At 72.5% G+C, this 12,320-nt stretch carries 11 protein-coding genes; 4 read left to right on the forward strand and 7 right to left on the reverse strand.

Annotated elements, in window-relative coordinates:
* Window positions 1–16: 16 nt before the first annotated feature.
* The 5 genes from F6X68_RS04125 to F6X68_RS04145 all read right to left on the reverse strand — a co-directional run bounded on the left by F6X68_RS04125 (window position 17) and on the right by F6X68_RS04145 (window position 5,605).
* Entirely contained in the window at window positions 17–1,387 is a 1,371-nt protein-coding gene (locus tag F6X68_RS04125) for a GH1 family beta-glucosidase (RefSeq protein ID WP_151452994.1), read from the reverse strand.
* Window positions 1,384–2,217: a carbohydrate ABC transporter permease gene (locus F6X68_RS04130; protein WP_132230775.1), complete on the reverse strand. Its 834-nt coding sequence runs from the start codon at window positions 2,215–2,217 to the stop codon at window positions 1,384–1,386. Before F6X68_RS04130 ends, F6X68_RS04125 begins: the two co-directional genes overlap by 4 nt.
* Window positions 2,214–3,224 carry a carbohydrate ABC transporter permease gene (locus tag F6X68_RS04135; protein WP_151452995.1) on the reverse strand — a complete coding sequence of 337 codons (1,011 nt, stop codon included), beginning with the start codon at window positions 3,222–3,224 and terminating at the stop codon, window positions 2,214–2,216. Before F6X68_RS04135 ends, F6X68_RS04130 begins: the two co-directional genes overlap by 4 nt.
* Window positions 3,225–3,299: 75 nt before the next feature.
* Entirely contained in the window at window positions 3,300–4,601 is a 1,302-nt protein-coding gene (locus F6X68_RS04140) for an ABC transporter substrate-binding protein (RefSeq protein WP_151452996.1), read from the reverse strand.
* 242 nt (window positions 4,602–4,843) lie between these two features.
* Window positions 4,844–5,605, reverse strand: a complete 762-nt coding sequence (locus F6X68_RS04145) for a maleylpyruvate isomerase family mycothiol-dependent enzyme (protein ID WP_151452997.1) — start codon at window positions 5,603–5,605, stop codon at window positions 4,844–4,846.
* Between the two features lie 70 nt (window positions 5,606–5,675).
* On the opposite strand from F6X68_RS04145, the gene F6X68_RS04150 reads away from it, so the two are divergent.
* A complete protein-coding gene (locus F6X68_RS04150) occupies window positions 5,676–6,767 on the forward strand; it encodes a UDP-N-acetylmuramate dehydrogenase (RefSeq protein WP_151452998.1) in 1,092 nt (363 codons plus the stop codon).
* 18 nt (window positions 6,768–6,785) lie between these two features.
* Here the strand turns inward: F6X68_RS04150 and F6X68_RS04155 are convergent, their stop codons facing one another.
* Window positions 6,786–7,583: a class I SAM-dependent methyltransferase gene (locus F6X68_RS04155; protein ID WP_151452999.1), complete on the reverse strand. Its 798-nt coding sequence runs from the start codon at window positions 7,581–7,583 to the stop codon at window positions 6,786–6,788.
* A gap of 23 nt (window positions 7,584–7,606) precedes the next feature.
* Window positions 7,607–8,368, reverse strand: a complete 762-nt coding sequence (locus tag F6X68_RS04160; RefSeq protein ID WP_151453000.1) for an SDR family NAD(P)-dependent oxidoreductase — start codon at window positions 8,366–8,368, stop codon at window positions 7,607–7,609.
* Window positions 8,369–8,550: 182 nt separating this feature from the next.
* Between F6X68_RS04160 and mshA the strand changes: the two genes are divergently transcribed.
* From mshA to F6X68_RS34790, 3 genes are all read left to right on the forward strand, one after another.
* The gene (gene mshA / locus F6X68_RS04165; protein ID WP_151453001.1) at window positions 8,551–9,915 is read left to right on the forward strand and encodes a D-inositol-3-phosphate glycosyltransferase; all 1,365 of its coding nucleotides are present in this window, start codon (window positions 8,551–8,553) and stop codon (window positions 9,913–9,915) included.
* Window positions 9,916–10,139: 224 nt separating this feature from the next.
* Window positions 10,140–10,667 carry a YbjN domain-containing protein gene (locus tag F6X68_RS04170; RefSeq protein ID WP_151453002.1) on the forward strand — a complete coding sequence of 176 codons (528 nt, stop codon included), beginning with the start codon at window positions 10,140–10,142 and terminating at the stop codon, window positions 10,665–10,667.
* 398 nt (window positions 10,668–11,065) lie between these two features.
* The gene (locus tag F6X68_RS34790; protein WP_358120747.1) at window positions 11,066–11,998 is read left to right on the forward strand and encodes a hypothetical protein; all 933 of its coding nucleotides are present in this window, start codon (window positions 11,066–11,068) and stop codon (window positions 11,996–11,998) included.
* Window positions 11,999–12,320: the final 322 nt, after the last annotated feature.

Consider the following 12,320-nt stretch of genomic DNA (forward strand, 5'->3'; position numbering starts at 1 on the left):
CCCGTTACCACCCTCGTCACAGCCCGTTCCGGGAGATCACCTCCTGGTACCACCGGGCGCTGGACTTCGGTGTGCGTCGCTGCGTCAGGTAGTCGACGTGGATGATGCCGAACCGTCGACGGTAGCCCTCGGCCCACTCGAAGTTGTCGAGTAACGACCATACGAGATAGCCCCGGAGGTCCACGCCCCGGGAGATCGCCTCGTGCACGGCGCGCAGGTGCCCGTCGAGGTAGGCGATGCGGTCCGCGTCCGTCACCTGCCCGGCACCGTCGGCGTCGGCCTTGTCGGGGAACGCCGCGCCGTTCTCGGTGACCATCAGCGGCACGCCGGGGTAGTCCGTGGCGATGCGTTCCAGCAGCCGGGTCAGCCCGGCCGGTTCGATCATCCACCCCATGTCGGTCAGCGGCCCGGTCGGCGGGAGGAACTCCACCGCGCCGTCGGTGCCCGGGTAGGCGCTGCCGCCCGCGCCGTCCGGCCGGCCGGCGACGTAGGTGGGGGCGTAGTAGTTGACGCCGAGCAGGTCGATCGGGGCGGCGATCAGCTTCTCGTCGCCGTCGCGGATGAACGTCGGCTCGACGATGCGGGCCACGTGCTCCAGCACGTCGTCGGGGTAGGCCGCGCGCAGCAGGGGGTCGAGGAAGATCCGGTTGTGCAGGCCGTCGACGAGGCGGACCGCCGCCGCGTCCGCGGCGCTGTCCGGGTCGGCCGCGCGTACGTCGGCCGGGTTGACCGTGATCCCGACGGTCTGCGCGCCGGCCGCGCGCAGCGCGCGGGCCGCCAGGCCGTGCCCGAGCAGCAGATGGTGTACGGCGGTGAAGGCCGCGCCCGCGTCCTGCTCGCCGGGGGCGTGCACCCCGTTGCCGTAGCCGAGGTAGGCCGAGCACCACGGCTCGTTGAGGGTCGTCCAGGTGCGGATCCGGTCGCCGAGCCGCGTGTGCACCGCCGTGGCGTACGTGGCGAAGTGCTCAGCGGTCTCGCGGTTGGTCCAGCCGCCCCGGTCCTGGAGGGCCTGCGGCAGGTCCCAGTGGTAGAGGGTGACGATCGGGTCGATGCCCCGGGCCAGCAGCGTGTCGGTCAGCCGGTCGTAGAAGTCCAGGCCGCGCGGGTTGACCGGGCCGGTGCCGTCCGGCTGGATCCGGGGCCAGGCCACCGAGAAGCGGTACGCCTTCAGCCCCAGCTCCGCCATCAGCGCCACGTCGTCGACGTAGCGGTGGTAGTGGTCGCAGGCGACGTCGCCGGTGTGGCCGTGGTGGACCTTTCCCGGCGTACGGCTGAAGGTGTCCCAGATCGACGGGCCGCGACCGTCGTCGGTGGCCGCCCCCTCGATCTGGTACGCGGCGGTGGCCGCCCCCCAGACGAAGTTGTCGGGGAATCGCAGAGTGCTCACGCCTTGACCGCACCTTCCATGATGCCGCCGATGATCTGGCGGCCGAACAGGACGAAGACCAGCAACAGCGGGAGGGTGGCGATGGCCGTTCCCGTGAACACCTGGGACATGTCCGTGTAGTACCCGTCGGACAGCGTGCGCAGGGCGAGCTGCACGGTGGGGTTCTCCGGGTCGTTGAGGACAGCGTACGGCCACAGGAAGTCGTTCCAGGTGGTCATGAACGTGAGCAGCCCCAGCACGGCGGCGGCCGGGCGCAGTGCCGGCAGCACGACGTTCCAGTAGATCCGTGCGGTGTTGCAGCCGTCCACCCGGGCCGCCTCGATCAGCTCGTTGCTGACCGCCTGGCCCGCGTACTGCCGCATCATGAACACCCCGAAGCCGGTGACCAGGGCCGGTACGATCACCGCCGGCAGCCGGTCGTTCCAGTTCAGCTTCGTCATCAGCAGGTAGAGCGGGATGACGCCGAGCTGGGTGGGCACCATCATCGTCGCGATGATCACCATGAGCAGCGCGTTGCGCCCCCGGAACCGCAGCTTGGCGAAGGCGAACCCGGCCAGCGTGGAGAAGAAGACCACCGAGACGGTGACCGTGACCGCCACGATCGCCGAGTTGACCAGGCCGGCGACGAAGTACGCGTCGGTGTTGTTCAGCAGCCGGGACACGTTCGCGCCGAAGTTGCCGCCGGGGGTGACCGGTGGTGGCAGCTGGCCCATCGCGTCGTTGGAGCGGCTCGCCACCACGAACATCCAGTAGATCGGGAAGATCGACAGGACCCCGGCGGCGATCAGCGCGGCGTAGGTGAGCCGGCTGGCGGCCCAGAGGCGGGTCATCGCGCTCCCTCCTTCGACTTCGCGTGATCCTTCGGGGGCTTCGCGCCGCCGAGCCGGCGCAGGAGCAGCACGTTGATCGCCGCGACGACCGCGATCAGGGCGAAGAGCAGCCACGCCACCGCCGAGCCGTAGCCGAAGTTGTAGTGGGGCGCGAAGGCGTTCTCGAACATGTACATGGTCACGGTCTGCGACTCCCGTAGCGTTCCGCCCCGGATCGGGTTGGTTCCGGAGTGGAACAGCCGGGGCTCGGTGAAGAGCTGGAGCCCGCCGATGGTGGAGATGATGACGGTGAAGATGATCGTCGGCTTGAGCAGCGGCACGGTGATCGACCAGAACTGACGGGCCCGGCCGGCCCCGTCGATGGCGGCCGACTCGTAGAGGTCGCGCGGGATGGCCTGCATCGCGGCCAGGAAGATCAGCGCGTTGTAGCCGGTCCACCGCCAGTCGACCATGGTGGAGATGGCCACCCAGGACGCGAACCGGTTCGACTTCCACTCGATCGCGTCGATCCCGACCAGGTCGAGCAGCCAGTTGACCATGCCGAACTCGCGGCCGAAGAGCACCCCGAAGACGATCGCGACCGCCGCCGTCGACGTGATGTTCGGGATCAGCACCGCCATCCGGAACGTCGTCCGGGCCCGCAGCTGCCGGTTGAGCAGGTTGGCCAGCCAGAGCGCGGCCAGCAGCTGCGGGACGGTGGAGATGACGAAGATGCCGAGGGTGTTGACGACGGCGTGCCAGAAGTCGGGGTCCTCCAGCAGCCGGCTGTAGTTCTCCAGCCCGACGAACGGGTGGTTGCTGCCGAGCAGGTCCCAGTCGTGCAGGGAGACCCAGAACGTGTAGATCAGCGGGTACGCCCCGAACACCCCGAAGAGCACGAAGAACGGGGCGATGAACAGGTAGGGCGAGTACTTCGTGTCGAGGCGGCTGAACCGCATCGCCGGTGTGCGTCGACCGGTGCGGGGCGCCGGTGCGACCGGCGGGCGCGGGTCGAGCTGGACGGTCATGCCCGGACCACTCCTTTCCCGGGTGCGGGCGGGACCGGCGCCCCCGGCGCCCTCCCGCCCGCACTCCGGCTCGGGCTACTTGGCGGCGGCCTTCTTCGCGTTGTTGACCGCGTCCGTCCAGCCCTGGTCGGGCTTGCGCTGACCCAGTTCCACCGTCCGGACGGCGTTCTCGACCTCGGTGCGGACGGCCTGGTTCTTCGGCCCCATGTAGACGGGCTTCAGCGTCTTGGCGCCCTCGCCGAAGATCTGCCCGACGGGGGCGTCGGAGAAGTACGCGTTCTTGGCGTCGACGATCGCGGGGTCGGCCAGCGCCTGCGGCGAGGAGGGCAGCGGGCCCTTGGCCTTGAACGCCCCGATCTGGCCCTTGGCGCTGGTCAGGAACTTCGCCAGCTCGATCGCCTCGGCGCGGTGCTTGCTCTGGGTCGGCACGGCGAGCCACGAGCCGCCCCAGTTGCCGCCGTTGCCGGGCACCCGGGCGATGTCCCACTTGCCCTTGGCCTCGGCGCCGGCGTTGCCCTCGATGACGCCCGTCATCCAGGCCGGGCAGGCGATGGTGGCGAACTTGGCCTGCTTGAAGGCCGACACCCACTCCTCGGACCAGGAGCCGTACTTGCCGGAGAGGCCGGAGTCGATGATGTCCATGGTGGTGTCCCAGGCCTGCCGTACCGCCGGGTTGCTGTCCACCACCAGGTTTCCGCTGGTGTCGTAGTAGTGGTAGCCCTGCGCGTTGCCGGCCGACTGGAGCACGATCGTGTTGAAGATGTTGGTCGCGGCGTCCAGGAACGAGGCGCCGGTGTTCTTCGCCTTGAACTGCTCACCGACCTTGACGTAGTCCTGCCAGGTCGGCCAGAGCTTCGACACGGCCTCGCGGTCGGTGGGCAGGCCGGCCTTGGCGAACAGGTCCGTGCGGTAGCACATGGCCATGCCGCCGACGTCGGTGCCCAGACCGATCAGCTTGCCGTCCTGGGTCATCCCGCCCTTCCACTTCCACTCCAGGAAGTTGCCCTGGAGCTCGGCCCCGCCGTGGTCGAGCAGGTTGACGAAGTTGTCGGGGTTGGCCTTGTACTCGACCATCAACCCCTCTTCGATGGCGACGACATCGCCCGCGCCCTTGCCGGCGGCGAGCCACTGGGTCAGCTTCGGCGAGTAGTCGTCGAGGTTGGTGCCGGTGCCACGCTCGACGATCTTCACGTTCGGGTGGCTGGCCATGTACTCCTTGTAGAGCTCTTCATAGCCGAACTGGCTGAACACGTCCACGGTCAACGTGATCTTGCCGTCCTTGGCGGGTTCGTCGCCGGCGCAGCCGGCGGTGGCGAACAGCGCGGTGGCGGCGACGAGGGCCACCGCCGCCAGGCGGCGGCGCGGAAAGACACCCATATCGGTCGGACCCCTCTCAGGTCGTCTGAGGTGGTGAGGCAGGTGGTGGAGCAGAGCTGAGAGAGCGCTCTCACGACAGGGTGGTGGTTGGTCCGGTCCGGTGTCAAGAGAGCGCTCTCCGCTGGTTGCGGATCGAGACCGGACGCAAAGAGAGTGGCCGCCTGTGCCGGGCGGCCACTCTCGTCGTACGTGCGGTGGGAACTGCGCGGAGCCCTCGGGGCCCGGCTCCGCGCGGCGGTGGATCAGCCGACGCGGAGGCCCTCCAGCAGGGCCCGGTCGCCGGCCACGTCCAGCGTGTCGAGGCCGACCCGGCCCCAGAGCGCCAGCAGCAGGTCGCTCGCGGTGCCGCTGACCTGCGCCCGCGCGTGGTGGTCGTCGTGGTCGAAGATGGTGGCCGTGTCGAGCAGCGCCACGCCCTCGCCGCGCAGCCGCAGGAACCACTCCTGACCGGCGTCGACGGCGGAGATCTGCACCACCCCGCGCCACTGGCCGGCCGTGCGGCGCCGGCCGGCCGGCAGCCAGGTGTCCAGGATCTCGCTCACCCCGTCGGCGGCGAGCTTCGCCTCGACCGGCTCGCCCGCCGCGATGGCGAGCTGGGCGTCCCACCGGTGCACCGCGGTCTCGTGCGCCATCCGGCGCGGCCAGAAGCCCGCCTTCTTCGGCTGCGGCGCCCAGTTCCACGCCGGGGCCTCCGGGTCGAGGCCGTCGAAGAGGGTCATCAGCCGGTCGTACGCCTGCTGCCAGAGCTGGAGCGGGGCGACGCCCGGCTCCAGCTCGACCGGCTCGGACCCGCCGGGCGAGGGGGTGGCCGCGCCGGTGCCCGCGAACGCGTGCACCCAGCGGTAGAGGGAGGTGAGGTGCAGGGTCAGATCAGCGACTGTCCAGCCGGGACAGGACAGCACCGGTGTCTCCGGCGGGGCTTCCGCCACGGCGGCGGCGAACGCCGGGCCCTCCGCCCGGAGCGCTCCCAACCAGAAGTCCTTCGTTGCGTGCAGTCTGCTCATCGCCATCCTCCCGGGGGTGACCGGGCCACCAGTGGGCGCCGCGGCTACCCCTCAGCCTAGGGTGAAAGGCGTGTCAGACGTCTACGCCCAGCCGACAACCGGAACCGAACCCGCCACGACGTGCGACCTGGCGCGATACACCACCCTACGCCTGGGCGGTCCCGCCGCCCGTGTCGTCGCCGGCACCGACGCCGACGCGATCGTGCGGGCCGTACGGGAGGCGGCTGGACGCGACGAGCAGGTCCTGCTCCTCGCCGGGGGCAGCAACGTCGTGATCGGGGACGCCGGCTTCCCCGGCACCGTCGTCCTGGTGCGCTCCCGGGGCGTGCGGGTGGTCGCCGAGGACGCCGACACCGTCACCGTACGCGTCGAGGCCGGCGAGCCCTGGGACGAGCTGGTCGCCACCACCGTCGCCAACGGCTGGTCCGGCCTGGAGTGCCTCTCCGGCATCCCCGGCTCGACCGGCGCCACCCCCATCCAGAACGTCGGCGCGTACGGCCAGGAGGTCGCCGAGACCATCGTCGGCGTCGGAGTCCACGACCGGGTCGAGGGGACCGTCGGGCGGATCGACGCCGCCGACTGCGGGTTCGCGTACCGGTCCAGCATCTTCAAGTACAGCGACCGCTGGGTGGTGCTCTCCGTCGACTTCCGGCTCGCCCGCTCGCCGCTGTCCGGCCCCGTGCGCTACGCGGAACTGGCCCGGGCGCTCGGCGTGCAGGTGGGGGACCGGGTGCCGCTGGCCGACGCCCGGGCCACGGTCCTGCGGCTGCGCGCCGGCAAGGGCATGGTGCTCGACGCCACCGACCCGGACACCCGCTCGGTCGGCTCGTTCTTCACCAACCCGGTGCTCGACGCCGCCGCGTACGAGCTGCTGCGCGAGCGCGCCGCCGACATCGGCGAGCCGCCGTCCTGGCCCTGCCCCGGGGACATGGTCAAGGTCAGCGCCGCCTGGCTCATCGACCGGGCCGGCTTCGGCAAGGGCCACCCGGGGCCGGAGGGCGTCGCCATCTCCAGCAAGCACACCCTCGCCCTGACCAACCGCAGCGGCACCGCCAGCACCGCGTCCCTGGTCGAGCTGGCCCGGGAGATCCGCGACGGCGTCCACGACCACTTCGGCGTGACCCTGCACCCCGAACCGATCCTCATCAACTGCACCATCTGACCCGCCGCCGGGCAGCCGTCAGGCGGGGGCGATCTCGGGCCAGGGGAGGGTGAGTTCGCCGTGGCGCCAGCGGCGGGGGCCGTCCAGGACCGGCCAGCCCGCCGCCCGTACCGTGGCGACCGCGCGCAGCCAGCGTTGGCGCGGGCCGTACGGGGCGTAGCCGGCGGCGGCGTGCCAGGCGTCGTCGAGCGCGCGGATCAGGTCGTGGATCCGCTCGCCGGGGACGTTGCGGTGGATCAGCGCCTTGGGCAGCCGCTCGGCCAGCTCCGCCGGGGTGTCGAGGGTGGTGAGCTTCGCGGCGAGGGTGAGCGTACGGGGGCCGTCGGCGTCGATCAGCAGCCAGCCGCCGAGCCGCCCCAACTCGTCGCAGGTGCCCTCGACCAGCAGCCCGCCCGGGGCCAGCCCGGCGGTCATGGTGCGCCAGGCATCGGCGACCTCGCGCTCGTCGTACTGGCGCAGGACGTTGAACGCGCGGACCAGGGCGGGCCGCAGCCCGGCCAGCTCGAAGCCGCCCCGGGCGAAGGTGAGCCGGGGCGGGTCGGCGGACGGCTGGGCGGCGGCGACGCGTACCGGATCGATCTCCAGCCCGACGACCCGCACGTCGGGGCGGACCGCGGTGGCGAGCCGGGCGCGCAGTTCGACGGCGGTCACCGGGCTGGCGCCGTAGCCGAGGTCCACCACCAGCGGGTCGGCCGCCTCGCGCAGCGCCTCCCGGCAGGTCTCGACGATCCAGTTGTCCACCCGGCGGAGCCGGTTCGGGTTCGTCGTCCCCCGGGTCACCACGCCGAGCGGCCGGTGCCGCGCCGTGCCCGTCATCGTCCGCGACCGTCCGGGCCGGCTCAGCCGACCCGGTGCACCTTGTGCTGGGCGGCCTGGGCCAGCGGCCGTACGACGAGGCGGTCCACGTTGACGTGCTGCGGGCGCGTCGCGCACCAGGCGACGCAGTCGGCGACGTCCTCGGCGACCAGCGGCTCGGCGACCCCGGCGTAGACGGCCGCCGCCCGCTCGGCGTCCCCCGCGAAGCGGACCAGCCCGAACTCGTCGGTCCGGACCATGCCCGGGTCGATCTCGATCACGCGCACCGGTCGGCCGCAGAGTTCCAGCCGCAGCGTGCCGGCGATCGCCGTCTGCGCGTGCTTCGCGGCGGCGTAGCCGCCCCCGCCCTCGTACACGGTGAAGCCGGCGGTCGAGGAGACGACCACGATGGTGCCGGCCCCGGACGCCTCCAGCGCGGGCAGCAGCGCCTGGGTGACACGCAGCGTGCCGAGCACGTTGACGTCGTACATCCACTGCCAGTCGCCGACCGACCCGGACTCGACCGGGTCCAGGCCGCGCGCGCCGCCCGCGTTGTTGACCAGGAGGGTGACCGGGCCCAGGGCCGTCGCCGCCCCGGCCAGGCCGGCCACCGACTCGTCGGAGGTGACGTCGCAGGCCACGGCGGTGGCCGCGCCCCCCGCGGCCTCGATCTCGGCCACCAGGGCGGCCAACCGGTCGGTACGCCGCGCGGCGGCGAGGACGTGGAACCCCTCGGCGGCGAGCCGGCGGGCGGTGGCCGCCCCGATTCCGCTGGAGGCTCCGGTGACGACGGCGACAGAGGTCATCCGGCCATTCTCCCCCGGGCCACCGGGGCGGGTGCCGGCGGCGTGGTGATGAGGTCCGTCACGCCCGGGCGCCGCCCCGGCGCATTACAGGTGCCCGATGGGGAAGATGACATCGGCCGGGGACGTTGTCCGAAGGGCGCCGGGCGTGCGGACGGCATCAACCGTGACAAAGGGGAGCGGACGTGGCGGAGTTGCACACCGGTGTGGGTCGACAGCGCGGTGCGCGCCCGTGGCCCCGCCCCCGACGGATCGCGACGCTCTCGGTGCACACCTCACCCCTGCACCAGCCGGGCACCGGCGACGCCGGCGGCATGAACGTCTACATCCTGGAGGTCGCCCGGCGGCTGGCCGAGGCGGGCGTCGAGGTGGAGATCTTCACCCGGGCCACCTCCGGCGACCTGCCCCCGGTGGTCGAGACGGCGCCCGGCGTGCACGTCCGGCACGTCACCTCCGGCCCCCTCGAAGGGCTCACCAAGGAGGAGCTGCCGGGGCAGCTCTGCGCCTTCACGGCCGGCGTGCTCCGCGCCGAGGCGTCCCGGCCCCCGGGCCACTACGACCTGATCCACTCCCACTACTGGCTCTCCGGCCAGGTCGGCTGGCTGGCCAAGGAGCGCTGGGGGGTGCCGCTGGTGCACACCGCGCACACGCTGGCGAAGGTCAAGAACGCCCAGCTCGCCGCCGGGGACCGGCCCGAACCGAAGGCCCGCGTCATCGGCGAGGAACAGGTGGTCACCGAGGCCGACCGGCTGGTCGCGAACACGACGGTCGAGGCCCGTGACCTCATCGACCGGTACGACGCCGATCCGGCCCGCGTCGCCGTGGTCGAGCCCGGCGTGGACCTGGACCGGTTCCGCCCGGCCCCGGGCAGCCGCGACCGCGTCGCCGTCGAGGCCCGCCGCCGGCTCGGGCTGCCCGCCACCGGGTACGTGGTGGCCTTCGTCGGCCGCATCCAGCCGCTGAAGGCCCCGGACGTGCTCATCCGCGCGGTGGCCGCGCTGCGCGAGCGCGACCCGGTTCTCGCCGACGAGGTGACCGTGGTGATCTGCGGGGGCCCCAGCGGCAGCGGGCTGGACCGGCCGACCGCCCTGATGGAGCTGGCCGGCACGCTCGGCGTCGCCGACCGGGTGTGTTTCCTGCCCCCGCAGACCGGTGACGACCTGCCCGCCCTGTACCGGGCCGCCGACCTGGTCGCGGTGCCGTCGTACAACGAGTCCTTCGGCCTGGTCGCGCTGGAGGCACAGGCCTGCGGTACGCCGGTGGTGGCCGCCGCCGTCGGCGGCCTCGTGACCGCCGTGCGGGACCAGGTCAGCGGCGTGCTGATCGACGGCCACGACCCGGCCGACTGGGCCCGTACGCTCGGCCGCCTGCTGCCGGACCGGCCCCACCGCGCCGAGCTGGCCCGGGGCGCCGCGCGGCACGCCCGCAACTTCTCCTGGCACCGCACCGCCTCCGGGCTGCTCACCGTCTACGGCGAGGCGATCGCCGCACACCGGGCCCGGCTCGCCTCCGAGCTGGCCTGCGGCCCGGCGATGTCCTGCTCCTGGTGACCGCTCGCGCGCCTGCCTGCCGGCCTACGGTCGCGCGCCGACCCCCGTCGCTGATGCCGACCGTCGTTGCCTGGGCCGGCCGCTCTCGTGCCGGCCGTCGTCGCCTGGCGCCCGCCGCTGTCGCGTTGGCCGTCGTCGCCGGCCGTCGTCGCCTGGTGCCGGCTGCTGTCGTGCCGGCCGTCGTCGTCCGGTGCCGGGGCGGTGCCGGCCGTAGAGTGGATCCGATGAGCGGGAAGAGTGATCTTGCGGCCCTGATCGAGTCGGTCTGCGACGAGCGGGAGCTGGCCTGGGAGTCGACCGGCCCGGGCTCGTACGCGGTCACGCTGCCGGGCACCCACAAGCTGAAGACGGTCTGCAACCTCATCCTCGGCGAGCACGCGCTGCGCATCGAGGCGTTCGTGATGCGCCAGCCGGACGAGCGGCGCGAGGAGCTGTGGGCCTGGCTGTTGCAGCGCAACGCCCGCATGTACGGCGTGTCCTTCTCCGTCGACGCGGTCGGCGACGTCTACCTGACCGGTCGCGTCAACCCGGCCGGGATCGACGCCGACGAGCTGGACCGGCTCCTGGGCGCGGTGCTGACGTACGCCGACGAGTCCTTCGACACGATGCTGGAGATCGGCTTCGGCAGCTCGATCCGGCGGGAGTGGGAGTGGCGGGTCAAGCGGGGCGAGTCCACCGCCAACCTCGCGGCGTTCGCCCACCTCTTCGAGCCCTCCCCGGGCGCGGCCGGGCAGCCGGGCACGGCAGGGTAGGTCGGGCGTCGTCGGGCAGCCCTGTGCCGTTGGGCAGCCTGGTGCCCGCCGGGCAGTCGGATGCCGTCGGGCCGTACCGGTGTCGCCGGGCCGATCGGGGGTGCCGCCGACGACCGCCTCGGGTCGTGCTCGCCGGGAGGGTCCTGGCCGCGCTCGTCGACCGGCCTGGACCACGGGTGCCCCGGTCGGAGGTTCGGACCGGTCCTGACGGGTATGCCGCACTGCGCGGTGCGGCACTGGGACCCGCCGCGCGCCGAGGACCAACTGTCGAGGAGCGTGAGCGTCCCATGGCTCAGCGGAACAGCTCAGGTCGCGGCGGGACTGCGACCAGGACGAAACGGCAGCCGGGCAACCAGACCCCGAACACCCCGTCGATCTCCGAATCCGAGATCTCCGGGATGAAGGTGGACGAGATCCGGGGGCAGCTGCGCAAGCGCGGGGTCTCCGGCATCTCCGCCCTGCGCAAGCCGGAACTGGTGAAGACGCTGGCGAAGACCCTGCGGGCGGAGCGTCCCTCGGGCGGTGCCGCGCGTCGCAGCACCGGGCCCGCCGGTCGGGCGACGGGGACGCGGGCGTCCGCCGGACGGGCCGCCGCCACGAAGAAGGCGGCGTCGGGCCGGGCGGCGAACAAGGCAGCCCCGGGCCGGGCACAGGCGGCGAACAAGGCCGCTCCGGCGAAGAAGGCTGCGGCGAAGAAGACGGCCCCGGCGGCGAAGAAGGCTGCGGCGAAGAAGACGGCGGCTGCGAAGAAGGCACCGGCTGCGAAGAGAGCTCCGGCGGCGAAGAAGGCGGCGGCGAGGAAGACCGCTCCGCCGGCGAAGGCGGCGGCGAAGCGGGCTCCGGCCAGGAAGGCCGCCCCGGCGAAGAAGACCACGTCGGCGGCCCGGAAGTCCACGGCGGCCCGTACGTCCGCGTCGGCGTCGTCGCGGGCGGGCACGGCGCGCGGCGGTACGGCGACCGGTGTCCGGACCGGGCGGAGCACCTCGCGGTCGGTGCGCTCCTCGCAGCTCATCTCGTCCACCGCCGACCGGCCGGAGCGCCCCGGCCGAAGCCTGGTGACCACCAACCACGACGTGATCCGCAACTGGGCGCGGGAGCGCGGCGCCGCACCGGCGACGATCGCGGGAACCGAGCGGGAGGGGCGGCCCGGCGTACTCACCTTCAACATGCCCGGTTACCGCGAGAGCAGCCGGGTACGTGAGATCACCTGGGACGAGTGGTTCCGGACCTTCGACGAGCGGAAGCTGAACCTGATCTACCAGGAGCAGCTCCGTGACGGCCGGCCGAGCAACTTCTTCCGTACGGAATCGCCCGATCGTGAGGACGCCTGACGTGTTTGGGGGAATGGTCGACGGGTAACCGCTGTTGGCCACCACCGAGGCCCGAAGTGACGGTACTCCCGGTGGGAATCGGAGCTGTGACCGGCGAGACAGCCCGTCCAGGTTGTCTTCGTAATCCCGGGCGAACTAACTTTATTGCACCGCGCCACGCTTGGAACCGTTCGGGGGAGCGGTGGATCGATCAGATCCGTGCACCGAGTGAGGCGCGGGGGACGGGTGGAACAACACCGTTGGGGGACGGTGGCCACCTGTTTGGACCGGCGGCGCGAGCGGGCGACGCCTACGGGGGTGGGCTTCGCCCGCCGCCGCCGGT

It is taken from the genome of Micromonospora sp. AMSO12t (assembly GCF_008806585.1).
In the GTDB taxonomy this organism is placed as follows: Bacteria; Actinomycetota; Actinomycetes; order Mycobacteriales; family Micromonosporaceae; genus Micromonospora; species Micromonospora reichwaldensis.